This window comes from Citrobacter sp. RHBSTW-00859, assembly GCF_013729795.1.
Taxonomy (GTDB): domain Bacteria; phylum Pseudomonadota; class Gammaproteobacteria; order Enterobacterales; family Enterobacteriaceae; genus Citrobacter; species Citrobacter braakii.
Map to the genome: position 1 here is coordinate 458,985 of NZ_CP056284.1, position 26,036 is coordinate 485,020.

General features: G+C 50.4%; 29 protein-coding genes. 15 read left to right on the forward strand and 14 right to left on the reverse strand.

Annotated features, from left to right (window positions below):
* Nucleotides 1-96 precede the first annotated feature (96 nt).
* Complete coding sequence (envR, locus tag HV302_RS02305; RefSeq protein ID WP_016157596.1) at nt 97-759, forward strand: acrEF/envCD operon transcriptional regulator; 663 nt, start codon at nt 97-99, stop codon at nt 757-759.
* A gap of 40 nt (nt 760-799) precedes the next feature.
* On the opposite strand, the gene HV302_RS02310 is transcribed toward envR, so the two are convergent.
* Nucleotides 800-964, reverse strand: coding sequence for a DUF2556 family protein (locus tag HV302_RS02310; protein WP_003025279.1), 165 nt, complete (start codon nt 962-964; stop codon nt 800-802).
* An 82-nt stretch (nt 965-1,046) separates the two neighbouring features.
* Nucleotides 1,047-1,931, reverse strand: a complete 885-nt coding sequence (gene yhdJ, locus HV302_RS02315; RefSeq protein ID WP_181627433.1) for an adenine-specific DNA-methyltransferase — start codon at nt 1,929-1,931, stop codon at nt 1,047-1,049.
* Between the two features lie 289 nt (nt 1,932-2,220).
* Between yhdJ and HV302_RS02320 the strand changes: the two genes are divergently transcribed.
* The 3 genes from HV302_RS02320 to HV302_RS02330 all read left to right on the forward strand — a co-directional run bounded on the left by HV302_RS02320 (nt 2,221) and on the right by HV302_RS02330 (nt 4,574).
* The gene (locus HV302_RS02320; RefSeq protein ID WP_181626865.1) at nt 2,221-3,444 is read left to right on the forward strand and encodes a tyrosine-type recombinase/integrase; all 1,224 of its coding nucleotides are present in this window, start codon (nt 2,221-2,223) and stop codon (nt 3,442-3,444) included.
* Complete coding sequence (locus HV302_RS02325; RefSeq protein ID WP_181626866.1) at nt 3,441-4,271, forward strand: hypothetical protein; 831 nt, start codon at nt 3,441-3,443, stop codon at nt 4,269-4,271. The genes HV302_RS02320 and HV302_RS02325 overlap by 4 nt, the downstream gene beginning before the upstream one ends.
* A gap of 93 nt (nt 4,272-4,364) precedes the next feature.
* The gene (locus tag HV302_RS02330; RefSeq protein ID WP_181626867.1) at nt 4,365-4,574 is read left to right on the forward strand and encodes a helix-turn-helix transcriptional regulator; all 210 of its coding nucleotides are present in this window, start codon (nt 4,365-4,367) and stop codon (nt 4,572-4,574) included.
* 467 nt (nt 4,575-5,041) lie between these two features.
* On the opposite strand, the gene HV302_RS28120 is transcribed toward HV302_RS02330, so the two are convergent.
* Nucleotides 5,042-5,251 (reverse strand): YlcI/YnfO family protein, encoded by a 210-nt coding sequence (locus HV302_RS28120; RefSeq protein ID WP_058842418.1) that lies wholly within the window; start codon nt 5,249-5,251, stop codon nt 5,042-5,044.
* Nucleotides 5,252-5,444: 193 nt separating this feature from the next.
* Between HV302_RS28120 and HV302_RS02335 the strand changes: the two genes are divergently transcribed.
* From HV302_RS02335 to HV302_RS02375, 9 genes are all read left to right on the forward strand, one after another.
* Nucleotides 5,445-5,717 (forward strand): host cell division inhibitor Icd-like protein, encoded by a 273-nt coding sequence (locus HV302_RS02335; RefSeq protein ID WP_181627434.1) that lies wholly within the window; start codon nt 5,445-5,447, stop codon nt 5,715-5,717.
* Nucleotides 5,710-5,934 (forward strand): hypothetical protein, encoded by a 225-nt coding sequence (locus HV302_RS02340; RefSeq protein ID WP_024153894.1) that lies wholly within the window; start codon nt 5,710-5,712, stop codon nt 5,932-5,934. Before HV302_RS02335 ends, HV302_RS02340 begins: the two co-directional genes overlap by 8 nt.
* Nucleotides 5,931-6,299, forward strand: a complete 369-nt coding sequence (locus tag HV302_RS02345) for a hypothetical protein (RefSeq protein ID WP_181626868.1) — start codon at nt 5,931-5,933, stop codon at nt 6,297-6,299. The genes HV302_RS02340 and HV302_RS02345 overlap by 4 nt, the downstream gene beginning before the upstream one ends.
* Nucleotides 6,296-8,419, forward strand: a complete 2,124-nt coding sequence (locus HV302_RS02350) for a DUF927 domain-containing protein (RefSeq protein WP_181626869.1) — start codon at nt 6,296-6,298, stop codon at nt 8,417-8,419. Before HV302_RS02345 ends, HV302_RS02350 begins: the two co-directional genes overlap by 4 nt.
* Before the next feature lie 478 nt (nt 8,420-8,897).
* The gene (locus tag HV302_RS02355) at nt 8,898-9,092 is read left to right on the forward strand and encodes a hypothetical protein (RefSeq protein WP_044067013.1); all 195 of its coding nucleotides are present in this window, start codon (nt 8,898-8,900) and stop codon (nt 9,090-9,092) included.
* On the forward strand, nt 9,089-11,002 hold the full coding sequence (locus HV302_RS02360; RefSeq protein WP_181627435.1) for a ClpP-like prohead protease/major capsid protein fusion protein: 1,914 nt from the start codon (nt 9,089-9,091) through the stop codon (nt 11,000-11,002). The genes HV302_RS02355 and HV302_RS02360 overlap by 4 nt, the downstream gene beginning before the upstream one ends.
* Nucleotides 11,003-11,217: 215 nt before the next feature.
* Nucleotides 11,218-11,409, forward strand: a complete 192-nt coding sequence (locus HV302_RS28515) for a DUF1441 family protein (RefSeq protein ID WP_419095933.1) — start codon at nt 11,218-11,220, stop codon at nt 11,407-11,409.
* Nucleotides 11,391-11,984, forward strand: coding sequence for a tail assembly protein (locus HV302_RS02370; RefSeq protein ID WP_181626871.1), 594 nt, complete (start codon nt 11,391-11,393; stop codon nt 11,982-11,984). Before HV302_RS28515 ends, HV302_RS02370 begins: the two co-directional genes overlap by 19 nt.
* A 26-nt stretch (nt 11,985-12,010) precedes the next feature.
* Nucleotides 12,011-12,637, forward strand: coding sequence for a tail assembly protein (locus tag HV302_RS02375; protein WP_181626872.1), 627 nt, complete (start codon nt 12,011-12,013; stop codon nt 12,635-12,637).
* Between the two features lie 184 nt (nt 12,638-12,821).
* On the opposite strand, the gene HV302_RS02380 is transcribed toward HV302_RS02375, so the two are convergent.
* From HV302_RS02380 to acuI, 11 genes are all read right to left on the reverse strand, one after another.
* Nucleotides 12,822-13,067: a hypothetical protein gene (locus tag HV302_RS02380; RefSeq protein WP_049238587.1), complete on the reverse strand. Its 246-nt coding sequence runs from the start codon at nt 13,065-13,067 to the stop codon at nt 12,822-12,824.
* Nucleotides 13,068-13,214: 147 nt separating this feature from the next.
* Entirely contained in the window at nt 13,215-13,511 is a 297-nt protein-coding gene (fis, locus tag HV302_RS02385) for a DNA-binding transcriptional regulator Fis (protein WP_000462905.1), read from the reverse strand.
* 25 nt (nt 13,512-13,536) lie between these two features.
* Nucleotides 13,537-14,502, reverse strand: a complete 966-nt coding sequence (dusB, locus tag HV302_RS02390) for a tRNA dihydrouridine synthase DusB (protein ID WP_003025224.1) — start codon at nt 14,500-14,502, stop codon at nt 13,537-13,539.
* 360 nt (nt 14,503-14,862) lie between these two features.
* Nucleotides 14,863-15,744, reverse strand: coding sequence for a 50S ribosomal protein L11 methyltransferase (gene prmA / locus HV302_RS02395; protein ID WP_181626873.1), 882 nt, complete (start codon nt 15,742-15,744; stop codon nt 14,863-14,865).
* Between the two features lie 12 nt (nt 15,745-15,756).
* Nucleotides 15,757-17,208 carry a sodium/pantothenate symporter gene (gene panF / locus HV302_RS02400; RefSeq protein WP_016157593.1) on the reverse strand — a complete coding sequence of 484 codons (1,452 nt, stop codon included), beginning with the start codon at nt 17,206-17,208 and terminating at the stop codon, nt 15,757-15,759.
* Nucleotides 17,198-17,440 carry a YhdT family protein gene (locus HV302_RS02405; protein ID WP_016154721.1) on the reverse strand — a complete coding sequence of 81 codons (243 nt, stop codon included), beginning with the start codon at nt 17,438-17,440 and terminating at the stop codon, nt 17,198-17,200. Before HV302_RS02405 ends, panF begins: the two co-directional genes overlap by 11 nt.
* Before the next feature lie 107 nt (nt 17,441-17,547).
* Nucleotides 17,548-18,897, reverse strand: a complete 1,350-nt coding sequence (gene accC, locus HV302_RS02410; protein ID WP_003828838.1) for an acetyl-CoA carboxylase biotin carboxylase subunit — start codon at nt 18,895-18,897, stop codon at nt 17,548-17,550.
* A 10-nt stretch (nt 18,898-18,907) separates the two neighbouring features.
* Nucleotides 18,908-19,378, reverse strand: coding sequence for an acetyl-CoA carboxylase biotin carboxyl carrier protein (gene accB, locus HV302_RS02415; RefSeq protein WP_003025210.1), 471 nt, complete (start codon nt 19,376-19,378; stop codon nt 18,908-18,910).
* A 392-nt stretch (nt 19,379-19,770) separates the two neighbouring features.
* Complete coding sequence (msrQ, locus tag HV302_RS02420; protein WP_016157592.1) at nt 19,771-20,370, reverse strand: protein-methionine-sulfoxide reductase heme-binding subunit MsrQ; 600 nt, start codon at nt 20,368-20,370, stop codon at nt 19,771-19,773.
* The gene (gene msrP / locus HV302_RS02425; RefSeq protein WP_046275076.1) at nt 20,371-21,375 is read right to left on the reverse strand and encodes a protein-methionine-sulfoxide reductase catalytic subunit MsrP; all 1,005 of its coding nucleotides are present in this window, start codon (nt 21,373-21,375) and stop codon (nt 20,371-20,373) included.
* Between the two features lie 119 nt (nt 21,376-21,494).
* Nucleotides 21,495-22,469: an acrylyl-CoA reductase (NADPH) gene (acuI, locus tag HV302_RS02430; protein WP_047358541.1), complete on the reverse strand. Its 975-nt coding sequence runs from the start codon at nt 22,467-22,469 to the stop codon at nt 21,495-21,497.
* Nucleotides 22,470-22,694: 225 nt separating this feature from the next.
* On the opposite strand from acuI, the gene csrD reads away from it, so the two are divergent.
* Both csrD and mreB read left to right on the forward strand, forming a co-directional pair.
* The gene (csrD, locus tag HV302_RS02435; protein WP_181626874.1) at nt 22,695-24,635 is read left to right on the forward strand and encodes an RNase E specificity factor CsrD; all 1,941 of its coding nucleotides are present in this window, start codon (nt 22,695-22,697) and stop codon (nt 24,633-24,635) included.
* Between the two features lie 306 nt (nt 24,636-24,941).
* On the forward strand, nt 24,942-25,985 hold the full coding sequence (mreB, locus tag HV302_RS02440) for a rod shape-determining protein MreB (protein ID WP_000913396.1): 1,044 nt from the start codon (nt 24,942-24,944) through the stop codon (nt 25,983-25,985).
* Nucleotides 25,986-26,036: the final 51 nt, after the last annotated feature.

Consider the following 26,036-nt stretch of genomic DNA (forward strand, 5'->3'; position numbering starts at 1 on the left):
CGTCTAAATAAACGCTAAGTGATACATTTGTTCCGTTTAGCAAATATTACATAAGAAAGTTAATCATTCTCTACCTTACCTCAGACAGTCGAAACCATGGCCAGAAAAACGAAAGCTGATGCCCTCAAAACACGACAGCACCTGATAGAAACAGCGATTATGCAGTTTGCCGTGCGTGGTGTTAGCAATACGACGTTAAACGACATTGCGGATGCCGCCAGCGTGACGCGGGGGGCGCTCTATTGGCATTTTGAAAATAAGACGCAATTGTTCAATGCGCTATGGTTACAACAACCTTCATTACGCGATCTTATTCAGGATAAACTTATTGGTCGTTGGGGTGATAATCCTTTACAGCGACTGCGTGAAAAGTTTGTGGTGGGATTACAATATATTGCACAGAATCCTCGCCAGCAGGCATTAATGCAAATTTTATATCATAAATGTGAATTTCATAACGATATGATATCAGAACAGACCATTCGCGATAAAATAGGTCTCAGTCATCAAAGCATTCGTGATTCACTGCAAAAATGCGTGGATGAAAATCTGATTGCTACCAGTCTGGATTTAGATGTCATCATCATTATTCTGCACGGTAGCTTTAGCGGAATAATAAAAAACTGGTTAATGAATCCAGTGAGTTATGATTTGTATGGGCAAGCACCAGTATTAGTTGATAACGTATTAAAAATGTTAAGCCCAGATGGCTGTGTAATGCAATTAATGCAGAGTGAAAATCAGCCAGGGGAGTTTTAGCCGCCAGGGCCTGACGGCTGTCGATGTATTTTTCGTCGTGCTATTCGAGGTCGACGCAGTTGACCAGCTTGAGGGGGTTTACAGAATTCATATTCCGGCACTTATCGTGCTCCGTTGTCATCAGCTCTATCCACTGAATGAGCAGCGCATCAAAAAGAAAAACGAAGACCGCAAAAACAACCAGCCACCAATACTTGCGAATCATTACCAAACCCTATGTATTCATGCCCAAGCGTGCAGGGAATATACACGAAATCTGCAAGCTGAAAAGCAGACTTACAATGCCTTTACTTTGCTGAAAGATCGCCGCTCTTTGCTGTTAATCGACTCTTTTTAGACAGATTTTTTGTCTTCCGCTTTTTCACCTTTGCAAGTTCATTCTCTGAAAAATGCGAACCAATGCTCATTCTTCTGAGCCCCATTTTTACGTACTCGGCATTGATTTCAATCCCGACAAACTTGCGACCTAATTCCACGGCAGTGGCACCGGTAGTGAAGCTACCGGCAAACGGATCCAGCACGCTGTCATCTGGACTGGAGGAAGCCAGAATGATGCGTTCAAGGAGGGCTTTGGGTTTTTGAGTCGGGTGATTTTCGTATTCGTCCATCAGATAACGAACGCGTGGAAACTCCCAGACATTGCCTGGTACTTTTTTCTGGTTGTAAGGTTGGGGCGGGTCCTTTCTGTAGTCTATCAGTGCACGTTTAGCGCCCGTTTTGGCTTCAACCAAAATATCATCACGATTAAACGTGTAGTTTTTCTGATCTTTTACCATCATCAGAAGCGGTTCATACATCGAACCAAAGTGATTTTTGGCCTGCACCCCGGAGCTATCGTATGACCACACGATACGGCTCTTGATGGTAAAGAGCTGGCGGCATTTGAGATCGATGTACGGCATGTTCTCCGTACTGTTCATGATGTACATGGTGCCGTGTGGTTTGAGAATGCGATGGCACTCGTCAATGCACTCAAACAGCCATGCCAAAAATGCCTCTTCGTCCCAGGATTCCACCATCCCGTCAAAGTCTTTACCGATGTTATAAGGTGGGTCGGCGAAAATGAGATCGACGCTTTCTGACGGCAGCTTTTTCAGTTCGGTCAGAGCATCACCCAGGATTATCTTTTTAGATTCATCGCCAAAATAGACAGGTTCACATCTTGCGTTCATCGCCAAAGCCTCCCGTGTGACGTTAATAAAAAAGGCGCTTCCCCATGCCGAGTAGCGCCTTTTAAAACAAACATTTCGCTGATTAGTATCAGTTCATGCCGTATTATCAAAACCTACGTTTTTTGCAGTTTATCATGGTTCGTTAATGTTCATTCAATATATTGAATATAAAAGGGAAAATTACTTTTTCGGTTTGTCTTTGTTCATTGTCGTTCATAGAGTAACATCGAGATGTGCAGTCAGTGGTGCAGTCAGTTTGGCGCGCCGAATGATATGAACTGAGGTTTTCATGGCTGGTGGAACGAACAAATTAAGCGATGCTTCGCTGCGTAAAATGCTTGGCCGGGAAAGTCCCGGAGACAGTTTTTACGCTGACGGTGATGGGCTGAGTGTAAAGGTATCCCGGGCGGGGATTTTAACCTGGTATTTCACCTTCCGAATCGGCGGGCGGGAGTCTGCATCGCAGCGTATCAAACTGGGTAATTACCCCGACCTTTCCCTTAAAGCTGCTCGAGAGAAACGCGAACAGTGTCGGTCATGGCTGGCTGAAGGTAAAAATCCAAAGCACCAATTGAATGTGACCACACAGGAAACGCTCAAGCCGGTGACAGTAAAAGAAGCCATGGACTACTGGATCAGGGAATACGCTACCCACAAGCGTGCGAACGTCGACAAGCACACCGAGCAACTGAGGAAGCACATCTTTCCCTACATAGGCGATTATCCGTTATCGATGTGCGAAACCCGGCACTGGCTTGAGTGTTTCGCCAGGGTAAGGAACGAAGCGCCTGTAGCGGCCTGCTATCTTTTGCAAATGTGTAAGCAGGCCCTCAAGTTCTGCCGGGTTCATCGCTACGCGGTAAGTAACGTTCTGGACGATCTGACCGTAGATGATGTTGGTCGTAAACCGAATAAGCGAGACAGAGAGCACACCAAACAAGAACTTGCGGATATCTGGCAGGAATGCTCTGGACTTAAATTTAAGCCTTATTACTCTGCGCTGCTGCGCCTGCTGGTGGTATTTGGCTGTCGAACACAAGAGCTGCGATTGTCTCGCGTCACGGAGTGGGATTTAAAAGACTGGATCTGGACGGTACCAAAAGAACACAGCAAAGGCGGGGAGAAAATTCTACGGCCAATCCCCGAGGCTATACGCCCATTTATTGCAGGACTGATTGAACAGCATAAGGATAGCGGATTGCTGCTTGGCGAGATTAAGAAGTCGGAGGCGGTCAGCCAATGGGGAAGAGGAGTTTATAAACGTCTTGATCACTCTGAACCGTGGACGCTTCATGATCTGCGCCGCACGTTCTCTACCACACTAAATAATATGGGGATTGCCCCTCATGTGGTTGAACAACTATTAGGGCATACGTTGGGCGGTGTCATGGCTGTGTATAACCGCAGTCAATACTTGCCAGAAAAGCTGGATGCTCTGAATAAATGGATGGAACGATTAGAGGTTATCTCTACTGGCGATTCAAATGTAATGATTTTTAAGGTGGCAAAATGAAAGATTTCGAGTTACCAGCATTAGAGTATTGCACATTAGAGCGGGCTACCAGATTTATTGGTGCTGGATGTGAAGTTGAAGACTTGCTCCATTGGGCGGAAATCGGTGCAATTAATCTATCGCATGAGTTTGGGCGTGATGACTCAATGTTAGGTTATATAGAATTTGATGGCACCCTTATGGATGTTGCAAATAAAATATTTAACTCAGAACAAAGACATGATTATTACATCAATGTTTCTGAGTTCTCTATCATTGCGACATCTGATTTTGAATGTTGTGAAACGGTTGAGCAGGTGGCTGAGGTCTTAACAAAATATGGGGATAAACCCAGAGTTAAAGCCTACCTTAAAGGTGTTTGGAATATATCAAGTTTCATTATTAACCGTGATTTTACGGCTCCATATGTGAAGCTTTGTTTTTCTCCTTTGGGTGATGTTGATATTAATTGTAATGCAAGTGTAAATGATGAGAGTAGTTTTTCGGAAAAAGATTTACTCGTATCTAGAGAAGCAATTTCTATCATATTGGGAGATGAATGCAAAGTAAGGAAATTAACTGTAGGTAGAAAAAAAGTTTATGAAATTGGAAATAGAACTACCGTCAGTAAAGAGGAAGTTAGTAAGACAATAGCGAATAACAGAGCGTCAATGATTAAAGCATTATTAGCTATTCATTATGGTGATGATGTAGCAGAAAGCCCAAGGAAATTTATTGAAAGTAAAGATAGTGAAATATGCAAGGATTTCCAACTGAGGGGGATAGCTCTGCCATCTGGGAAAACCATTGCTGATTGGCTTAAGGATGCTGACATAGATTTTGCATAACGGAATTTCCTCCGACCGACTGGAAGTTTCCAGAGGTCCATTACCATAAATATTTAAATGCTCTCGAACCTTGACGAACGAGAGCATTTTTTTATGAACAAATTTAAACAATCACAACCGCCAGCCGAACGAGTGATCCGTGAAGCTGAGTGTCGACAGTTAACCGGTATCTGCCGCACAACACGCTACATGATGGAAAAGGAAGGGCAATTCCCTGCTCGCCGTAAGCTGGGTGGGCGTGCCGTTGGCTGGCTTCTCTCTGAGGTTTCTGAGTGGCAGCAAAGCCGCTGCAAAGCAGCTTAAGGGGGAGGTATGGCACAAAAAACAAAGGCGACCATGCCGGGCCGCCAGTGTAGTACCGAAAACAGAGAACAGAATCAGCATACCAGGCCTGCTGCTGGTGGTCAAAGCTTAAGCGCTCCTGAGATTACAGGAACTGCGCCATTGGCGCGGTTTACGCCAGTTTTGGCGTTTACACCCTGGCGGGGGACTGCATTGCAGCATACCCAATCTCCTGAGTTTTCAGTAGCGACCATCTCACAGATAGTCGGTTGCATTCTCAACACCCGGCAATACTTCCCCCAATGGGGGGAGTGTGAGCCGGTGGCGCATACCCTGTTTTTGCGCACCGCATTAGGATGTGTACAAATCCTTCCTTTGTGCTCGCCCGTTTTGGCGAACTCAAATATTGAGTGTCGAGGCCAGCGCAATTTTACGTCCGCTGTTTTTACCCATGATTTTGTGGAGCTGACCTACACAAAAAATGTAGGTCAAACTCCAGATCTGGAGTCTGCTCTGCCTTCTGGTTCTTCTTTAGTTTTCTTACGCTGGCGCCGCTTAATTTCACCTAGGACGGCTGCATTAATAAACTGGCCGGTGCTTTCCCCTGGCTCTTTGAATTTCTCCATTCCTTCGATCAGTTCATGGGCAATCCTTGCCGTGACAGATTGTGATTTTGAGTTCTTTGGACCCGTTGCCATCTCTAAGCTCCATTACAATTGGTGTAAGACAATATACACAAAAACACGAGTATTAAAAGTGTTGACGTGTAAGACACCTTTAATCTATCTTGTGTCTTACACCTTGCTTTGCAGTGGTGCAGAAACAGCGAAGCCCGGCAGTGGTGGAACACTAACCGGGCCTCTAACCAAACCGTTAATTGGAGTAACAGTTATGGCTGATAAACAGCATACCCAAACTCACCAAAAATTTACATGGCTCTTTCTGGCAACCCCTAAGAGCCATCCAGACTGTTCGCCGGTAGTTCTTCGTTTTGATACTGATACTGAAGAGAATGCCCGCGCAGCTTTCCCGGGCTGGGAAATGGTATTCGCCGCTAAAATTCGGGCAGAAGCACCATGCCGGGTCGCGTTCTTTGATTACAACACCCGCCGCGGTTGGGCTTTTGATAGCGCCTCAGATAGGGAGGTGGTGGGCCATGATTAATACATACCGCACTAAAAGTGATCTTCTGACATTGGCTCAAGAGGTCGCCGCGCTTCTGTCATGCGCTTCTTATTTGGCAACGATCAGAGGGGATGAAGAGCGTCTCCATGTAATGAGTTTAACTGGCCTTGCTTACCGCCTTGCTGATGAACTGGCAAATGAATTGGATATCTCGAATCTCGACCAGATTAAGTCTTGCAAGGATGGCGGCCAATGATCAGTAACGTAAAATTTAACGATCTGGAAAAGCGCCTCGATTTGCTGGTGGAAAAGGTACTGAACCTCGAGCTGCAGATCAAATCACTCACAGATAGCCAGGGTGGTGAAATCCCCCCGGGTATGAGTCCGGTTAGTACGCTGGCGGCGGAGTTCGGCATTTCCACCAAGAAAGCCGAAGAACTGGCGAAAAACACCGGGGTAATGCTGGTACGGTTAAAATCAGGCGGGTTCGTGGCTCCTGATGAGAAATTCAGAGAGGCGGCGCGGCTGGTGCTGCGTAGTGCAAAAAGAAAATACGGATCAGCGTACTGGTATCACCCATTACTGGGTAAGTTTCAGATGAGCGGGGGGATCCCGAAATGAAAAGCGCTCCGAACCTGAAACACCTGCCTAAGGAAAAATTCACAGAGGCGGTTATTTTTGCCGGTGCTGATGCCTACGCCCACGCCAAGGGATGGGAAGAGGGACTCGGTAAGCAAATTGCCGAAGATACAACGCCGCCTATCTATCTGGGGCCAAAACAGCTGGCAGAGCTGGATAACCTGCAAATTATCGACAAAGGGCGCCGTAGTGCCCGTGTGTATCTGGCAGGGAGCATTGAGCCGATACTGATTAATGCCATTGGTGAGAAGCTGGCGCGGGCAGGTGTGCAGGATGCCAGACTGTATAAGGGGATCCCAGACCGGGAACCGGAGGACTGGCGAGACTATCTGAACCGGTTGCGGGAACAATTTAACGCTGAGGAAAGCAATATTCACCAGTTGCCAGTCACTAAGCGAGCACCAAAAACAGAAACCGGGGATGAGCTAAAACCTCGTGTCGAAAGCCGTGATGATGGCGTTTTCTGGGTAACACCGAAGGTCGATAAAGAAACCGGAGAGATTATTAACCCTGAAACGTGGCTGTGTTCCCCGATCGAGGTGGTGGGTTCAGGTAGCGACGGTGCGGAGCGCTATCTGGTGTTGCGCTGGCGCTCTCCACGTGGTCATGAAGATATTACGCGGGCGATCCCTTGTGCTGACATTGGCGAGCGTGACGGGTGGCGGTCGTTAAAGGCTGGTGGGGTAAACGTCACGACCAAAAACACATTCCGGGCGATTCTGGCTGACTGGCTGCAACAAAGTGGCACCGGGCAGGAATGGCGAATCAGCCACACGTCAGGCTGGCACTATGGCGCTTATGTTATGCCTGATGGCGAGGTCATAGGTGAGCCCGAAACGCCGATACTGTTTAACGGGCGTAGTGCCGCTGCCGGGGGATATGACGTTACAGGAACGGCGGAAAGCTGGCGTAATAGCGTTGCGCGTCTTGCGTGTGGTAATCCGTCAATGATGCTGGGCGTGGCGGCATCAATGGCAGCGCCGCTTATCGGGCTGGTGGGTGCTGACGGGTTCGGGGTTCACCTTTTTGAGCAGTCCAGTGCAGGTAAGACAACAACGGCGAATATCGCCAGTAGTGTATGGGGCGTTCCTGATGCGTTGCGCCTCACCTGGTACGGGACGGCATTAGGCATTGCAAATGAGGCAGAAGCCCACAATGACGGCTTATTGCCGCTGGATGAGATAGGACAGGGAAGCAATGCCCGTGATGTTGCCACGTCTGCCTATACGCTGTTTAACGGCGCTGGAAAGCTACAGGGAGCCAAAGAAGGTGGAAACCGTGAGTTAAAACGCTGGCGCACTGTGGCGATCAGTACCGGGGAAATGGACATAGAAACGTTTCTTTCCGCTGGTGGACTTAGGGTAAAGGCCGGGCAGCTTGTGCGGCTTCTGAATATCCCGATGGAGAAAGCAACCGTATTCAACGGGCAACCCAACGGTAAAGCCCACGCCGACGCGCTGAAAGAGGCATGGCTTGATAATCACGGTGCGGCGGGGCGTGAATGGGTTAAATGGCTGGCAACCCACCAGCAGGAAGCAAAGCAGGCGGTCAGGGATGCGCAGGAACGATGGCGCGGCCTTATTCCGGCTGACTATGGGGAACAGGTTCACAGGGTCGCGGAACGTTTTGCAATACTGGAGGCCGCGCTTGTGTTGTCCTGCCATATAACCGGGTGGAGTGAACAGGCCAGCCGTGATGCTATCCAGCACAGCTTTAATGCCTGGGTGAAAGAGTTCGGCACCGGGAACAAAGAGCACCAGCAGATTATCGAGCAGTGCGAAGCGTTTTTGAATACCTACGGATTCAGCCGTTACCTTCCATACCCGGAAAGTGACGCCCGCGATCTGCCGATTAAAGAGCTTGCGGGGTACAGAACGGGAAGTCAGTCCAGTGATGAAGTGTTTAAGTTCTACACCTTCCCCGCGGCATTTGAGCAGGAGATAGCCAGAGGCTTTAACCATACGCAATTTGCCAGGGCTTTAGCCAGTGCCGGGATGCTTGAGACCGGGGATAAAGGGAGGTACAAGAAGAAAGCACTCCGCAAGATGGGCGGCAAGCAGCATGTGTTTTATGTGCTGATGTTCTCGCCTGATGACGAGTAATTTTTTTATACACGTGAGGTAAAAATTAGTGGGTTACGTGGGTTATACAGTGGATAAGTGCATTAAGGTAATGATTTTAAAGGAACATCGTAACCCACCAGTAACCCACTTTACCCCGTTTATAACCCACTGACAGGGCAAAATAACCCACCAGCGAAATCGTAACCCACTTTAAAAACGGCTTAGTGGGTTATTTGAGGGGGTTAGTGGGTTACGTTTTTGTGTTGATTGAATGTTAACTTGTTGAATTTATGGAATAAAAAATACTTAGCAAGCGAAGATAACCCAATAACCCACGTAACCCACCACGTTTTGTATCTATACGCATAAAAAAATTGAGTAAATCTTGCTGCCGGGAAACCCGGTTTTTTTATGTCCGAACCTGATTAATCTGTTTTTCTGATTAAAATGATTTTACTTACCACTTTTGTTGATCAATGATTGTGCATGTACCATCAATCACGATAAGGGTAAGAAGATGGCAGAACGGAACAATAAGCAGCACGATAAAGGCGGTACGGTTCATATCGATGCTGAAACCATGAAGAAGATCGAGGAGTACCAGGCATTCATCCGCAAGAATCACCCGGAAATGCCAGTCCCCACTAAGGGCCAGATTGTGCGTAGCAGCGTGAACTACTGGCATCACCATACGCTGGGGGCATGGCTATGAAAGGCTGGTACACCATTAAAGCATCAAACGACGCCACCAGCGCCAATATCAGTATTTACGAGGAGATCGGCGGCTGGGGTATCACTGCCCAGCAGTTCTCTGAGGATCTGAAAGCCCTGGGTGATATTTCCCATATCAACCTGCATATTCACTCACCCGGCGGTGACGTTTTCGACGGGATCGCTATCTACAACCTCCTGAATAAACACCCGGCAAAAGTCACAGTGCATATCGATGGACTGGCCGCTTCTATGGCGTCAGTTATAGCGATGGCTGGCGACCGCATCGTTATGCCAGAAAATGCGCTCATGATGATCCACAAGCCGTGGGGCATATCTGGCGGAAATGCCAACGATATGCGCGACTATGCTGAGTTACTGGACAAGGTAGAAAGCGTTCTTATCCCGGCTTATGCCCGCAAAACGGGTAAGTCTGCCGAAGTGCTGGGGGCCATGCTCGAGAGTGAGACCTGGATGGATGGGCGTGAATGTGTGGCTCAGGGCTTCGCTGATGAGCTGTTACCGGCGGTCAGTGCAATGGCCTGTATTGAATCGAAACGAATTGAGGATTTTGAGCATATGCCAAAAGATATTAAAGGGATGATCACCAGCCCGAAAGGCTCCACCGGCAGCGCGGTACCAGAGCATAACCGCATCAACGGGATTAAAGACCTGTTTGCTATGTTCGGCGGTAAGCATGATTCGCTGAAGATGCAGTGCCTGGAGGATGTGGACTGCACTCCGGAGAAAGCGAAAGACATGTTGCTGGCCTCACTGGGCAAAACCGGAACGCCGTCGAATAAAACCACTGATGCACACATTTACGCAGGTAACGGCAACATTACCGGCGATGCTATCCGCCAGGGGCTTTATTCCCGTCTGGGTCACGAACGCGCCGAACGTGGAAACCCTTACGCCATGATGAGCCTGTTTGATATGGCTCAGGCTTCGCTGGTGGATCGCGGTATCAGCGTCAGTGCTTTTGGCAACCGTTCACAGATTGTGAATATGGCATTTACGCACAGCAGCAGCGATTTCTCGCATATCCTGGCTGGTGGCGCTGAAAAGTCGGTGCTGACCGGCTGGCAGAACAGCGGTGAAACATTCCAGCAGTGGACTAAAACCGGCTCGCTCTCCAACTTCCATGAAGCCAAGCGCGTTGGGCTGAATGGCTTCTCTGAGCTGGATAAGGTGCCGGAAGGTGCTGAGTATAAATATGTCACAACGAGTGATAGTGGCGTACCTATCGCTCTAGCGACGTACGGCAATATCTTCTCCATTACCCGCCAGGCCGTCATCAATGACGATTTGAACCAGTTAACGACCATTCCCCAGGCAATGGGCCGCGCTGCGGCGCGTACCGTAGGTAATCTGGTCTACCTCAACCTGACAGCGAACAGTAAGTTCACCGATGGTAAAGCGCTGTTCCACGCCGACCATAAAAACCTCATTGCTAAAGGGATGGATACAGACGGACTCAATGAAGCCCGTAAGGCTATGCGCCTGCAGGAGGATGCAAACGGCGACCCAATCAATGTTATCCCAGCCTATATCCTCGTTCCTGCTGCTCTGGAAGGGGCAGCCAATCGCGCTGTGCTCTCATCTTCCTCGCTTTTCCCGGTAGACCAGGACGGCACACTGAACCAGAACCCCGGCATTATTAACGTGGTTAAAGATATGGCTCAGGTGGTGGTTGAGCCGCGACTGGATAAGGCGGACAACAAGCAGTGGTATGTTGCGGCGGCACAGGGCACAGACACTATCGAGGTGGCTTATCTCGACGGAATGGATACGCCATATCTTGAGCAGCAGGAGGGCTTCACCGTTGATGGTATCGCCTGGAAGGTGCGCATCGATGCAGGTGTGGCTGCGCTGGACTACCGTGGGCTGGTCAAATCGAGTGGGGCATAAGAGCAGAGGGGCGGCCACGGCTGCCCATTTCTCGTGGGTCCTCCGGGCGGGGCGACCTGCCACGGGGCGGCGGGCTCGCGGAAAACGGCTCGTTTTTGAATTCTATGGTCATCATCATCATGTGCTAACTGTATGATTTTACAGTAATGAAAATGATGAAAAATAGAAAAGATGATGAGTTGTTTGTTTTTTGTTCATCATCTTTGGGGGGAATGATGAAACAAATACGGTTAACTATTACCGAACTGGCTGATGTTACGGGGGTACACAGGCAGACAGTTTCAAAGCGCCTGCGGGATATTCCACCCGCGCCGGGAAGTAGTTGTAAGAGAAAATTATACGATCTCAAATCAGCCTTATCAGCGATCTACACTTGCGGGGGAAGACAATGCAGAGCACTGAGGTAATGACGACGATTAAACTGAGCGGTTCATTAGCCAAAATATTTGGAAGGGAACATAAGCGCTTGATCACTACGACGCAGGAAGCTATCCGGGCTTTGTCTGCAACGCTGCCCGGATTCGAGAAGTATCTGAATACGAGTAAATCCCGCGGGCTGACATTCAGTATTTTTCGTGGGAAACAGAATATTGGGGAAGACGAACTTGTGTTCCCAGCTGGCGGCCGGGAAATCCGCATTGTGCCAGTTATTATGGGAAGTAAAAGGTCTGGTCTGCTACAAACTATTTTGGGTGCTGTGCTGGTTGCTACGTCTATCTGGATGCCGGGAGTGAGTATCGCAGCCAGTAATATGATGTTCGGCATCGGTGCTTCTATGACGATAGGTGGTGTTGCTCAAATGCTATCCCCGCAGCCCGGTGGGTTGTCGAGTAAGCAGGATGCGGATAACAAAGCATCCTATGCGTTCGGTGGCGTAACGAACACAACCGCCCAGGGTAATCCCGTTCCGCTGGCTTATGGAAAACGCCGTATCGGTGGCGCCATCATTTCGGCGGGGATCTATGTCGAAGACAAAATGTGATATGCACCTCTGGACGGAGATGAGTAATGTTAAAAACACTTATTCTTGATGGAAAAATGGCTAAGAAATTTGGCAAACGGCATCAATATCACGTTTCTGACCTTAGAGAAATGCTGAGGGCAATGTGTTCACAGGTTCCCGGTTTCAAAAAGTACATGTCAGAAGCGCATATGAAGGGGATTCGCTTCGCCTTTTTCAGCGGGAAAAGCAATATTGGGATTGAAGAGTTCGATATGACTCTGGGTAGTGATACCTACCGCATCAGTCCCATTATTGAGGGGGCAAAAAATGCCGGAGTACTTCAGGTAGTGATCGGTGCAGTGGCGCTGGTCGCTGCCTTTTTTACTGCCGGCGCTTCCTTTGCTGCATGGGCTGGATCCGCTGGAATGAGTGCTGCAGCTATTGCAGGGACGACAACAGCATTAACCGGGCTTGGATTATCTATGACGCTGGGCGGAGTGGTACAGATGCTGACACCTCAACCCTCATTCAATGCTGGCGCGTCTTCCAGTACGGATAATAAACCCAACTATGCGTTTGGTGCTCCAGTCAATACGGTGGCTATGGGGTATCCCGTTCCCGTTCTCTACGGGGAGCGAGAAATTGGCGGAGCCATTATCAGCGCCGGTATGTATTCAAGCGATCAGCAGTAAAATGATAATGCATTAGAAAATATTGAGGCGGTAATAGCAGAAGGTGCTAGGTACTCGCTTATACTTCCCTGCGGTATCCTATAGGTATCCTAGAAAAGACTAAGGGCCTACGTTTTCACGTAAGCCCTTGATTTTTGGTGGCCCCTGCTGGACTTGAACCAGCGACCAAGCGATTATGAGTCCATCAAGAATGGAATTTATTGTACCAATTGAGGGCATCCATAAACGTGTTCATTAGATCATCTGATATGGCCGATTCATCTAAAGCATTTGCAAGCTGTACAACGTGATATGGTGCATATCCGGTTACAGATAGTTGGGGCCAACGATGAAGCACATCATCTGTTGTGATTGAATCCGGCACCTCATCTCTGTCAAAAGGAATCGCCAAGATAGCCCGCCTTAGCATTTTACTTTTTGTCTCTTCCATAAATCCCTCAGTCAAAGCCTGTTATTGCTTGATAGTGTTCATTGTTGTTCGTGCTTTGGTGCAGTCAGTGGTGCAGTCAGTTTAATAAAAAAGGCGCTTCCCCATGCCGAGTAGCGCCTTTTAAAACAAACATTTAACTGATTAGTATCAGTTCATGCCGTATTTTTTCAGTTTTTTACGCAGCGTACCACGGTTGATGCCCATCATCAGGGCAGCACGGGTCTGGTTACCGCGGGTGTATTGCATCACCATGTCCAACAGGGGCTGTTCTACTTCAGCCAGTACCAGCTCATAGAGATCGTTAACATCCTGACCATTCAATTGAGCAAAATAGTTCTTCAGTGCCTGTTTAACCGAGTCACGCAGGGGCTTTTGAGTTACCTGATCCTGAGAGTTAACGGTAGAAACGGTCAGTACGTCAGAATTTACGCGTTGTTCGAACATAGTTCTGTCAGCTCTTTATTTCTGTTTACGCAAAATTTTCGAAGTATGCCTCCAACGCCGCCAGCTGTTCGCTGGAATCTTCAATGGCGTTGAATGTGCGCCGAAACTGGTCATCCGGAGCGTGTTCCTGGAGATACCAGGATACGTGTTTACGCGCAATTCGGTACCCTTTTGCCTGACCATAAAAGTCGTGCAGTTCCCGAACGTGCGCACAAAGCAAGCGCTTCACCTCTGCCAGAGGCAGCGGGGGCAGCAGCTCCCCAGTGTCCAGATAATGCTGGATTTCCCGAAAGATCCAGGGTCTTCCCTGAGCTGCACGTCCTATCATCAGGGCATCCGCCCCCGTATAGTCGAGTACAGCTCTGGCTTTATGCGGGTCAGTAATGTCGCCATTCGCGATAATCGGAATGGAAACTTTCTGCTTAACTGCCCGAATACTGTCGTACTCAGCATCTCCATTGAACAAACAGGCGCGGGTGCGTCCATGAATGGTCAGAGCCTGAATGCCACAGTCTTCAGCCAGTTGGGCAATCTCTACGCAGTTACGGTGTTCCGGAGCCCAGCCGGTGCGAATCTTGAGTGTGACAGGAACGTCCACTGCATTGACGACCTCGGTTAGTATTGATTTCACTAGATCCGGGTACTGCAAGAGGGCTGAACCTGCGAGCTTGCGATTCACTTTTTTAGCCGGACACCCCATATTGATATCAATAATCTGGGCGCCGCTTTCCACGTTAATACGTGCGGCATCGGCCATCTCAACAGGGTCGCTACCGGCAATTTGCACCGTGCGAATTCCTGGCTCATCAACGTGCACCATCCGTAAACGAGATTTGTCACTTTCCCAAACCTGCGGGTTAGAAGACATCATCTCGGATACCGTCAATCCTGCTCCCATCTCATAGCACAGCGTCCTGAATGGTCTGTCAGTGATGCCAGCCATAGGTGCTGCGATCAGGCGATTTCTGAGCTGGTATTGTCCGATGCGCATGAGTTAAGAAATGACCATACTGTGACTGCAAGGCGGCGTATATTACGCATTTTTCGCACGAGATGAAAGGCCAAACTTTGACCAATCCACTGAGGTGGATCAATGAATTGCTGGTTAAGTACACAGTTTCAAATTAAAATCTTTAATAATCAGTTTGATACGTGGTTGTGCTAATTTTTCATCCGTTTATAAATTCCGAAAACTTCTCTTTTTTTATTACGGCCAGCCTCAGGTTATCAGGATAAAAAGCTGTTTTTGTGAGCAAATAGTGGCTTTGTAATGCGATCTCGCTCTCATTTCCGCAAATCCTTTTGCGAAAAAAAGAGCGATTATTGCGTTACCAACGGTAACGAGAGGTGATTATTTTTTCTGACCGGTAATGCGGCACCACTCTTCTTTCTCGATAACCGGATCGAGCGTAAAGAGTTCGGCATAGGCCTCACAGACGCTATCCGCCTGGCTGGCAAGAATGCCAGAAAGCCCCAGTAAACCGCCCTCAACGGGCAGTACGCTGATTAACGGTGCCAGTTCACGTAATGGGCCTGCGAGGATGTTTGCGACCACCACGTCGGCTTTCATCGCCTCTGGCTGGTCTTTCGGCAGATAAAGCTCCAGACGCTCAGAAACGCCATTACGCTGGGCGTTATCACGGCTGGCCTGAATTGCTTGCGGATCGATGTCTACGCCGATGGCTTTTGCCGCACCCAGCTTCAGGGCCGCAATGGCAAGAATGCCGGAGCCGCAGCCGAAGTCGATGACGGTTTTGCCGTTTAGATCGAGACCGTCCAGCCATTGCAGGCATAGGGAGGTGGTGGGGTGAGTGCCGGTACCAAACGCCAGACCCGGGTCCAGCATCACGTTGACGGCATTCTCATCCGGGACATCGCGCCAGCTTGGGCAAATCCACAAACGTTCACCAAAGCGCATCGGGTGGAAGTTATCCATCCATTCGCGTTCCCAGTCTTTGTCTTCGAGCTGTTCGATTTTATGCGCGAAGCCTGCACCCAGCAGCGGATGCTGCTCCAGGATGGCAACCACTTCTTTCATGTCGGTTTCTGCATCGAACAAGCCGATAACGTCGGTATCTCCCCACAGGCGAGTCTCGCCCGGGAGAGGCTCAAATACCGGCGTATCATGCGTGTCCTGGAAAGTAATGGAAACGGAGGCCGCTTCCATCAGCGCATCGCTCAACTCTTCAGCGTTGGCACCGGTTGTGTTCAGTTTCAGTTGGATCCATGGCATGGCAAAACTCTTTTATTTATCAGTAGTCAATATGGCGGCTTGCGGGACGGCAGAACCGAAACGGTTGCCGATCAGGAAAGCCAGCAAGCTTATCAGTAACGAGGGCACAATCGGATGGAAACCCAGGTACTGAATGTTAAATGTAGCGAGTACGGCATAAAGAACGCCGCCGATAATCATCGCGCTCAAAGCGCCCGCCGCGTTTGCACGCTCCCAGTACAGGCCCAGTACCAGCGGCCACAGGAAGACGGCTTCCAGCCCGCCAAACGCCAGCAGATTAAGCCAGATAATCATTTCTGGTGGTTTCCAGGCAGCCAGTAGCAGTAACGCGCCGAGCAATAGGGTAATCACTGCCGACATGCGCTTCAGCCGGGTTTCGTTTTTCAGCTGTTCCGGACGCAGGTTCAGGTACAGATCCTTAATGATCGTAGCGGAACTTTGCAGCAATTGGGCATTGATCGTCGACATGATCGCGGCCATGGGGGCCGCGAGGAAGATCCCAGCAGCTACCGGCGGCAACACTTTGACCATCAGCGTAGGGATAACCAGATCCGGCACTGTCAGATCAGGGATCACCGCACGCCCCAACGCACCCGCCAGATGCATACCAAACATCAGGATCGCCACTACGATGGTGCCGATGATAATGCCGCGGTGTACAGCTTTGCTGTCTTTATAAGAGATGCAGCGTACTGCTGTATGCGGCAGCCCAATTACGCCAAAGCACACCAGTACCCAGAATGAGGTCATGAACGTGGGTGACAGAATGTCATCCGCGCCTTGCGGCGAGACCAGTTTAGGGTCGATAGTTTGCAGGGTTACCACCGCATTGCTGAGGCCACCGGCAGCATGAACGACGCCGACCAGCAGAACAATAGTACCAATCAGCATCACCATACCCTGCATGGTGTCGTTCAGTACGCTGGCGCGAAAACCGCCGAACGCCGTATACAATGCGATACTGACGCCAAAAATAAGCAGACCGGTTTCGTAAGGTATACCCGCAGCGGTTTCAAGCAAACGTGCGCCGCCAATAAACTGTACGGTCATTGCTCCGACAAACGCGACCAGCAGGCTAAGGCTTGCCAGCCACACAAGCAGGCGACTCTGGTAGCGGGCAAACAGCATATCGTTGAGGGTAACGGCATTATAACGGCGCGCCAGAATCGCGAATTTCTTACCAAGAATCCCCAGAGAAAGCCAAACGGCGGGCAACTGGATCATCGCCAGCAGCACCCATCCCAGCCCGTATTTGTAAGCGGCGCCAGGACCGCCAATAAACGAGCTGGCGCTAATGTAGGTTGCCGTTAGCGTCATGGCTAATACGACCCCGCCCATCGAGCGGCTGCCGAGGAAATATTCATTCAGGAAAGTGCCGGTCGATCTCTTACGCATGGCGTAAACGGAAAGACCGAAGACCACCAACAGATAGGCGACCAGCGGCAAAATAACTTCAAGCTGCATCGTCATCCTCCAACGGAATGTCGCGATAGATAAACTTCACCATCGCCCAGCACAGCACGATGAAAACCAGCGGCGTTAGCAGGCAGGCCATTTCGAACCAGTGTGGTAAGCCGGTAAAACCGAGCGTGGAATCTGGTAAGTAAGCGGCCACTAACCATGTGGCAAGATATAAAAGGGTCAGCCACAGCGCCCAGCGCGCCTCTTTATGGGCCTGAACAAAACGAGCGTCCATTTTTTGTCCCTTGTGGATAAAGAAAGCGGGGATTGTACCTTATGGCACGTGCGGGAGGGGAGAAAAACAAAAGGCCGGAATTTCCGGCCTTTTCAGTTAACGCACGCTTACTTTTCCTGAAGTCCGAGTTTTTTCTCCAGATAGTGGATATTGGTTCCACCGTGCTGGAAATGCTCGTCATTCATGATGCGGATCTGCAGATCAACGTTGGTTTTGATACCGTCGATGATCAGTTCCTGCAACGCGTTTTTCATACGGGCGATTGCTACGTCGCGGTTTTCGCCATAGCAGATCAGCTTACCGATCATTGAGTCATAGTACGGAGGTACGGTGTAGCCTGCGTAAATATGAGACTCCCAGCGCACACCAAAGCCACCCGGCGCGTGGAAACGCGTGATTTTACCCGGGCTTGGCAGGAAGGTGTTCGGGTCTTCGGCGTTGATACGGCATTCTACCGCATGGCCTTTAACCACAACTTCATCCTGCTTGATGGACAGCGGTTGTCCCGCAGCGATGCGCAGCTGCTCTTTGATCAGGTCAACGCCGGTGATCATTTCGGTTACCGGGTGTTCAACCTGAATACGGGTGTTCATTTCAATGAAGTAGAACTCGCCGTTTTCGAACAGGAACTCGAAAGTACCTGCCCCGCGATAGCCGATATCAACGCACGCTTTGGCGCAACGCTCGCCGATGTAGCGACGCAGTTCCGGAGTAATGCCCGGTGCTGGTGCTTCTTCGACGACTTTCTGGTGACGACGCTGCATGGAGCAGTCACGTTCTGCCAGATAAATCGCGTTACCCTGACCGTCTGCCAGCACCTGAATTTCGATGTGGCGTGGGTTTTCCAGGTACTTCTCCATGTAAACCATGTCGTTGTTGAAAGCCGCTTTCGCTTCCGCTTTGGTCATGGAGATGGATTGTGCCAGTTCGGCATCGCTGCGCACGACGCGCATACCGCGACCGCCGCCGCCGCCGGAGGCTTTGATAATAACTGGATAACCGATGCGTTTAGCATGAGCGCGGTTAGCGTCCATGTCGTCGCCCAGCGGGCCGTCAGAGCCTGGGACTGTCGGTACGCCAGCTTTCTTCATCGCGGTAATTGCGGACACTTTATCGCCCATCAGGCGGATGGTGTCGGCTTTCGGGCCGATGAAGATAAAGCCGGAACGTTCTACCTGTTCAGCAAAGTTGGCATTCTCAGAGAGGAAGCCATAGCCCGGGTGAATTGCCACTGCGCCGGTGATTTCAGCAGCGCTAATAATAGCCGGGATGTTCAGATAGCTTTTTACGGACGGAGCCGGGCCAATACAGACCGTCTCATCCGCCAGCAATACGTGTTTTAAATCGCGATCCGCGCTTGAATGCACAGCGACAGTCTTGATGCCCAGCTCTTTACAGGCACGCAGAATACGCAGGGCGATCTCACCGCGGTTGGCGATAACAATTTTATCCAACATGTTCGCCTCGTTATTCGATGACGACCAGCGGCTCGTCAAATTCTACCGGTTGACCGCTTTCTACCAGAATCGCTTTCACTACGCCGGATTTGTCGGCTTCGATCTGGTTCATCATTTTCATGGCTTCAACGATGCACAGGGTATCGCCCGCATTCACTTTCTGGCCGATTTCGATGAACGCTTTCGCATCTGGGCTCGGGGTGCGGTAGAACGTACCAACCATTGGGGAGCGTACGATGTGACCACTGATTTCCGCTGCTGCCGGAGCTTCCATACTTGGAGAGGCAGTTTGTGCGACAGCGTTAGACAGAGCTGGCTGCTGCATCACTGGTGCAGCATAAGCCTGTTGCATCATTGGAAAACTTGCAGCTGGCGCCGCACGGCTGATGCGTACAGACTCTTCGCCTTCAGAAATTTCCAGTTCGGAGATGCCTGATTCTTCAACCAGCTCGATCAGTTTTTTAATCTTACGAATATCCATGAGTGGGTTCCGTACTCTTTGTTTAGTGAGATTGTGACAAGCGTTTTACCGCCGTCTGTATAGCATTTTTATAACAGTGAGTGACAAGATGCCACGCATCTCAGGCATTGCACTGGGTGCGGTTGCCATTAAGTGAGATTGCCAGACTTGTTAGTCATTGTGCGGCTATCTTCTGCCATTTTCGGGTAAAAGACAAAATATACCTTCAACATGCGAATGTCACCCTTTCAGCGCTCTAAAAACGCTACCGAGGATAGCAAAGTCGCACATTATAACTATTTCGTAGCAATTGGCAGCTAAATACTGGTCTTATCAGGGAAGATAATCAACCGTTAACATGTAAAGAAAATCGGATCGTCCACATTTTGTAACGCACTGCACAAAACGTGAAACTACCGCCACCACTGGCGAAACTTCTTGTAACGACAGGCTAACAACACCACAGCGAGTGCTGCATAAATAATCGGTTGAGGGGAGATAATTTTTACCGACCACAGATAATGTATGGGTGCCAGGATCGCCACAAGATAGACGAAGTTGTGCAAATACTGCCAATTTTTGCCCAGTTTTCGCTGAGCCGACTGGGTGGAGGTTAACGTGAGGGCGAATAATATGCCCCAACTGGCAATGCCCAGCATCAAATAAGGTCGCGTGATTAATTCCCGTCCTAACAGCGCCAGATTATGAATGCCCAGTTCCAGGAGTGCGTAGCTGGTTAAATGCAACGTTGCCCAGGCGAAACACCATAGCCCTAACAGGCGCCGTGTGCGTATCAATAATGGCTGTTTAGCGTAGCGCGCGAGGGGAGAGACCAGCAAGGTCGCCAGCAAGAATTTCAGAGCTGTCCTACCGGTAAAGTGCTGGATATCTTTGACCGGGTCTGCGCTCAGACCACCGTGATTCACCGCCCAAAATAGCCAGACAAACGGTAAAAAGCCGGCAAGATGCAGGCAAACTTTCAGTCCGGTAATGTGCTTTGCAGTCAGGCGCACTCAAAAATTCTCCTGCAGGTTAAGACCACGGTACAGCGAAGCGACCTCGTCGGCGTAACCGTTAAACAGCAGCGTGGGTTGGCGCTGAACGTCCAGAATACCGCCTGCGCCAATAAAACGCTCAGTGGCCTGGGACCAGCGCGGGTGATCGACATGCGGATTCACGTTGGCATAAAATCCATATTCATTGGGGGCGGCCAGATTCCAGGTTGTCGGGGGGCGTTCGCGGGTTAGTTTAATACTCACGATCGACTTAATGCCTTTAAATCCGTATTTCCACGGCACAATTAAGCGAATGGGCGCGCCATTTTGTGGGGGAAGAGCTTTTCCATAAACCCCCACGGTAAGCAGAGTGAGTGGATGCATAGCTTCATCCAGACGCAGTCCTTCAATATAGGGATACTTCAGCCCGCCGCCAATAAAGCGATCTTTTTGTCCGGGCATCTCATCCGGTGCGTAGATCGTTTCGAAGGCGACATATTTTGCGTTGCTGGTGGGTTCAACCTGCGCCAGCAGTTTATGTAACGGAAAACCAATCCATGGCACGACCATTGACCAGGCTTCCACACAGCGCATCCGGTAAATCCGTTCTTCCAGTGGGAAACGGGCGGTCAGCGCATCGTGATCGAGGGTGAGTGGTTTTGCCACCTCACCACTGATTTTTAACGTCCACGGATCGGTTTTCAGACTGCCAGCATTGGCTGCCGGATCCGCTTTATCGAGACCGAACTCATAGAAGTTGTTGTAGCCAGAAACTTTATCCGCTGGCGTTAAAGGAAGCGAATTTTGCCAGGCGGCGGGTTTACTGAAATCAAGCGGCTTACCCGCGGGCGCGGGCGGGCGGTCATTCCCCTTAAACCAGCTAAGAAGGTCAGCCTGCGCAGAGAGGGGGAAAGACAACGCGGCGGCGCTGATCCCTAATGCTTTCAGTACCTGGCGGCGTTGCATAAAAAAAGCCGACTCGTCAGTGACGTCGGCTTCTGTAAATGGACGTAATTTCTTCATAACAGACTCCCGGCTTACGCGTCATAACTGACAGGGGACGCGTAGTTAATATGGCAGGGAGTCTGTAGATATGCCGCGAAATTTCGTTAATTAAGTGTAAATTTCTGCGCCAGAGCTTGTTACTTCACCTTCACCAGCGTACGACCTTGCACCTGGTTATTAATGATGGCATCGGCAAACTTCGGCGCATCCGCCAGCGTAATCTCCGTGGCGGCCTGAGCATAGAAAGAGTCCGGCAGATCCTTAACCAGACGCGCCCAGGCTTCTGCCCGGCGTGCCGGCGGGGTCATCACCGAGTCCACCCCTTGCAAACGAACGTTACGCAGAATGAATGGCATCACCGTCGTCGGCAGAGCGAAACCGCCAGCCAGGCCGCAGGCGGCAACGCAGCCACCGTAGTTCATCTGTGCCAGGACTTTTGCCAGAACTTTGTCGCCAACGGTATCAACCGCACCAGCCCACAGCTGTTTTTCCAACGGACGAGATTCAGCAAATTCATCACGGCTAAGGATACGGTTAGCGCCCAGGCTCTTCAGGTAGTCGTGAGTACTTTCGCGACCCGAAACCGCCGCAACCTGATAACCCAGCTTATGCAGTAACGCCACGGCCGTGCTACCCACGCCGCCGCTGGCGCCAGTGACGACAATCTCACCGTCTTGCGGGCGAATACCTGCATCTTCAAGCGCCATGACGCACAGCATGGCGGTAAAGCCAGCGGTACCGATGACCATGGCTTTACGTCCGTCCAGCCCTTGTGGCAGCGCAACCAGCCAGTCGCCTTTCACGCGTGCGCGTTCGGCCAGTCCACCCCAATGATTTTCACCCACGCCCCAGCCGGTCAGTAAAACTTCCTGACCTGCATGAAAACGGGGATCTTCGCTTGCGCGCACGGTACCGGCGAAATCGATACCAGGAATCATCGGAAAATTGCGAATGATTTTACCCTTGCCGGTGATAGCAAGGGCGTCTTTATAGTTCAGGCTTGACCAGTGGACATCCACCGTCACATCGCCTTCCGGTAGCTGATTTTCGTCGAGGGGTTGAACGGATGCGAGGGTTTTTCCGTCCTGCTGTTCTAAGATCAAAGCCTGCATAACCTGTCCTCAATTCGTATAGTGGATTGGAAAATTATTAATGAAGACTATACTCGCTAATCAAAACATGATGCCGATTCCGCGCAATAAATTGCCAGATATACCTAATTTGGTAGTATGCCCACACTGTTTGTATAAATGGACAGATTTTGCGTTCAGTTTTGCATTTTCGCGCCGCTTTATCACTTTCATGCCTGTTTCATAACTGTCGGAGTTAACACAAGGATGCGATTAACGACGAAATTTTCAGCTTTTGTGACGCTGCTTACAGGGTTAACGATCTTCGTAACTCTGATCGGCTGCTCGCTGAGTTTCTATAACGCGATTCAATATAAGTTCACCACCCGTGTTCAGGCGGTGGCGACAGCGATTGATACGCACCTTGTCTCCCGCGATGTCGTTGCGCTAACCCCGCAAATCGATGAACTGATGGTTTCGGTTGATATCGTGCGCGTCGAACTGCTTCAGGGCGAACACGTGGTGTATGACCACTCCCGAACCAGCAGCTACCGCCCGGCGGGGACGAACAATCTGTATCGTGATGTCACCGTTCCGTTGGTCAAACACCCGGGCATGTCGCTGCGTCTGGTTTATCAGGATCCAATGGGCAACTATTTCCATTCGCTGATGACTACCGCGCCGCTCACGTTGGCGATTGCTTTCATTATACTGATGCTCTTTTTGTCTGTGCGCTGGCTTCAGCGTCAGCTTTCAGGTCAAGAGTTGCTGGAGATTCGTTCAACGCGCATTCTTAACGGCGAACGTGGACCGAACGTGCGGGGGACTGTTTATGAATGGCCTGCGCGTACCAGTAGCGCGCTCGATATGCTGCTGACCGAAATTCAAAGTGCCCGCGAGCAACGTAGCCGACTGGATACGCTGATTCGTTCCTATGTGGCGCAGGATACAAAAACCGGGCTAAGCAACCGCCTGTTCTTTGATAACCAACTGGCAACGCTGCTGGAAGATCAGGAAAAAGTGGGATCGCATGGCGTCGTGATGATGGTACGCCTGCCGGACTTTACACTGCTGCGCGATAGCTGGGGAATTACCCTTGCGGAAGAACAAATTTCAACGTTAATCAATTTGTTGTCGACTTTTATGACGCGCTATCCAGGCGCGTTGCTGGCGCGCTACCACCGTAGCGATTTTGCCATCCTGTTGCCACACCGCACGCTGAAAGAGGCGGAAAGTATTGCCGGGCAATTATTAAAAGCGGTAGATGCGCTTCCGGCTAATAAAATGATCGACCGTGCCGATATGGTTCATATTGGCATTTGTGTTTGCCGCAGCGGCCAGTCGACGGAACAAGTGATGGATCACGCCGAAGCCGCCACGCGGAACTCGGTATTGCAGGGTGGGAACAGTTGGTCGGTCTATGATGACTCACTACCGGAAAAAGGTCGGGGTAACGTACGCTGGCGAACGCTGATCGAACAGATGCTCAGCCGGGGTGGACCAAGAATTTATCAAAAGCCTGCGGTAACCCGTGAAGGACGGGTGCACCACCGGGAGCTGATGTGCCGTATTTTTGATGGCAGCGAAGAGGTTATTTCGGCGGAATATATGCCGATGGTCCTGCAGTTTGGCCTGGCAGAAGAATATGACCGTCTGCAAATCAGCCGTCTGATCTTACTGTTGGGCTACTGGCCGCAGGAAAACCTGGCGATGCAGACAACGGTTGAATCGCTAATTCGCCCACGTTTTCAGCGCTGGCTACGTGATACGCTGATGCAGTGCGAAAAATCATTACGCAAACGCATAATTATTGAACTTGCTGAGGCAGATGTCTGTCAACATATCAGCCGGTTACAGCCCGTCATCAGATTGATGAATGCGCTGGGTGTGCGAATTGCCGTTACGCAGGCGGGTTTAACGCTGGTGAGCACCAGTTGGATCAAAGAGCTTAACGTTGAGTTATTGAAGCTGCATCCAAGCCTGGTGAGGAATATTGATAAGCGAACCGAAAACCAGCTCCTGGTGCAAAGCCTGGTGGAGGCTTGTTCTGGAACACAAACGCAGGTTTACGCCACGGGCGTTCGTTCGCGTAGCGAGTGGCATACGCTGACGGAACGCGGAGTTGCGGGTGGGCAAGGGGATTTTTTTGCCGCATCACAGCCACTTGACACTAACGTGAAAAAATATTCGCAAAGATACTCGGTTTAACCTGCCGTTTAATTCGTTTTCACGTAGAATAACGCGCGCTGTGCCTTCTGGGGGTGTGCTTGTCTGCTCGCCAGGTTGTAACAGCAAACATGCAGGTGAATGACCTTTGACAGGTTGCAAACAAAAGCGAGGAGTGCTGCTGATTTATTCAGCCCTGATGGACTCAGGCCGATTTTGTAACAAAGGAAACGAACTGCACTAATTTTCACCGTAGCAGATGATTTTTGCGCCTTGTCGCTGCTGCGTGTGGTTGGTAAAGTAAGCGGATTTTGTTTTCCGCCCCAGCTTTCAGGATTATCCCTTAGTATGTTGAAAAAATTTCGTGGCATGTTTTCCAATGACCTGTCCATTGACCTGGGTACCGCGAATACCCTTATTTATGTGAAAGGACAAGGCATCGTATTGAATGAGCCTTCTGTTGTGGCCATTCGTCAGGATCGTGCCGGCTCGCCAAAAAGCGTAGCCGCAGTGGGCCATGACGCGAAGCAGATGCTGGGTCGTACACCGGGCAATATCGCTGCCATTCGCCCAATGAAAGACGGCGTTATCGCTGACTTCTTCGTGACTGAAAAAATGCTCCAGCACTTTATCAAACAAGTGCACAGCAACAGCTTCATGCGCCCAAGCCCGCGCGTACTGGTATGTGTACCGGTTGGAGCAACTCAGGTTGAACGCCGCGCGATCCGTGAATCCGCTCAGGGCGCAGGCGCCCGTGAAGTATTCCTGATCGAAGAGCCGATGGCGGCTGCGATCGGGGCGGGTCTGCCAGTTTCTGAAGCAACCGGTTCTATGGTTGTGGATATCGGTGGTGGTACAACTGAAGTTGCCGTTATCTCCCTGAACGGCGTGGTTTACTCCTCTTCTGTACGTATTGGCGGTGACCGCTTCGACGAAGCCATCATTAATTATGTTCGTCGTAACTACGGTTCTCTGATCGGTGAAGCCACCGCAGAACGTATTAAACACGAAATCGGTTCCGCTTATCCGGGCGACGAAGTACGCGAGATCGAAGTTCGCGGCCGTAACCTGGCAGAGGGTGTTCCACGCGGCTTTACCCTGAACTCCAACGAGATTCTGGAAGCCCTGCAGGAACCGCTGACCGGTATCGTGAGCGCGGTGATGGTTGCACTGGAACAGTGTCCGCCAGAACTGGCGTCTGACATCTCCGAACGCGGCATGGTACTGACCGGTGGCGGTGCTCTGCTGCGTAACCTTGACCGTCTGTTAATGGAAGAAACCGGTATTCCAGTTGTTGTTGCTGAAGATCCGCTGACCTGCGTGGCGCGCGGTGGCGGCAAGGCGCTGGAAATGATCGATATGCACGGCGGCGACCTGTTCAGCGAAGAGTAATCGGATGCAGGTAGGGTAGCCCGCGGGTTGCCCTTCCGCTCTGATACGAGA

Bases quoted from the DNA above. Each gene is read 5' to 3' on its own strand.
- envR (WP_016157596.1), top strand. From the start codon at position 97: ATGGCCAGAAAAACGAAAGCTGATGCCCTCAAAACACGACAGCACCTG.
- HV302_RS02310 (WP_003025279.1), bottom strand. From the start codon at position 964: ATGATTCGCAAGTATTGGTGGCTGGTTGTTTTTGCGGTCTTCGTTTTT.
- yhdJ (WP_181627433.1), bottom strand. From the start codon at position 1,931: ATGAACGCAAGATGTGAACCTGTCTATTTTGGCGATGAATCTAAAAAG.
- HV302_RS02320 (WP_181626865.1), top strand. From the start codon at position 2,221: ATGGCTGGTGGAACGAACAAATTAAGCGATGCTTCGCTGCGTAAAATG.
- HV302_RS02325 (WP_181626866.1), top strand. From the start codon at position 3,441: ATGAAAGATTTCGAGTTACCAGCATTAGAGTATTGCACATTAGAGCGG.
- HV302_RS02330 (WP_181626867.1), top strand. From the start codon at position 4,365: ATGAACAAATTTAAACAATCACAACCGCCAGCCGAACGAGTGATCCGT.
- HV302_RS28120 (WP_058842418.1), bottom strand. From the start codon at position 5,251: ATGGCAACGGGTCCAAAGAACTCAAAATCACAATCTGTCACGGCAAGG.
- HV302_RS02335 (WP_181627434.1), top strand. From the start codon at position 5,445: ATGGCTGATAAACAGCATACCCAAACTCACCAAAAATTTACATGGCTC.
- HV302_RS02340 (WP_024153894.1), top strand. From the start codon at position 5,710: ATGATTAATACATACCGCACTAAAAGTGATCTTCTGACATTGGCTCAA.
- HV302_RS02345 (WP_181626868.1), top strand. From the start codon at position 5,931: ATGATCAGTAACGTAAAATTTAACGATCTGGAAAAGCGCCTCGATTTG.
- HV302_RS02350 (WP_181626869.1), top strand. From the start codon at position 6,296: ATGAAAAGCGCTCCGAACCTGAAACACCTGCCTAAGGAAAAATTCACA.
- HV302_RS02355 (WP_044067013.1), top strand. From the start codon at position 8,898: ATGGCAGAACGGAACAATAAGCAGCACGATAAAGGCGGTACGGTTCAT.
- HV302_RS02360 (WP_181627435.1), top strand. From the start codon at position 9,089: ATGAAAGGCTGGTACACCATTAAAGCATCAAACGACGCCACCAGCGCC.
- HV302_RS28515 (WP_419095933.1), top strand. From the start codon at position 11,218: ATGAAACAAATACGGTTAACTATTACCGAACTGGCTGATGTTACGGGG.
- HV302_RS02370 (WP_181626871.1), top strand. From the start codon at position 11,391: ATGCAGAGCACTGAGGTAATGACGACGATTAAACTGAGCGGTTCATTA.
- HV302_RS02375 (WP_181626872.1), top strand. From the start codon at position 12,011: ATGTTAAAAACACTTATTCTTGATGGAAAAATGGCTAAGAAATTTGGC.
- HV302_RS02380 (WP_049238587.1), bottom strand. From the start codon at position 13,067: ATGGAAGAGACAAAAAGTAAAATGCTAAGGCGGGCTATCTTGGCGATT.
- fis (WP_000462905.1), bottom strand. From the start codon at position 13,511: ATGTTCGAACAACGCGTAAATTCTGACGTACTGACCGTTTCTACCGTT.
- dusB (WP_003025224.1), bottom strand. From the start codon at position 14,502: ATGCGCATCGGACAATACCAGCTCAGAAATCGCCTGATCGCAGCACCT.
- prmA (WP_181626873.1), bottom strand. From the start codon at position 15,744: ATGCCATGGATCCAACTGAAACTGAACACAACCGGTGCCAACGCTGAA.
- panF (WP_016157593.1), bottom strand. From the start codon at position 17,208: ATGCAGCTTGAAGTTATTTTGCCGCTGGTCGCCTATCTGTTGGTGGTC.
- HV302_RS02405 (WP_016154721.1), bottom strand. From the start codon at position 17,440: ATGGACGCTCGTTTTGTTCAGGCCCATAAAGAGGCGCGCTGGGCGCTG.
- accC (WP_003828838.1), bottom strand. From the start codon at position 18,897: ATGTTGGATAAAATTGTTATCGCCAACCGCGGTGAGATCGCCCTGCGT.
- accB (WP_003025210.1), bottom strand. From the start codon at position 19,378: ATGGATATTCGTAAGATTAAAAAACTGATCGAGCTGGTTGAAGAATCA.
- msrP (WP_046275076.1), bottom strand. From the start codon at position 21,375: ATGAAGAAATTACGTCCATTTACAGAAGCCGACGTCACTGACGAGTCG.
- acuI (WP_047358541.1), bottom strand. From the start codon at position 22,469: ATGCAGGCTTTGATCTTAGAACAGCAGGACGGAAAAACCCTCGCATCC.
- csrD (WP_181626874.1), top strand. From the start codon at position 22,695: ATGCGATTAACGACGAAATTTTCAGCTTTTGTGACGCTGCTTACAGGG.
- mreB (WP_000913396.1), top strand. From the start codon at position 24,942: ATGTTGAAAAAATTTCGTGGCATGTTTTCCAATGACCTGTCCATTGAC.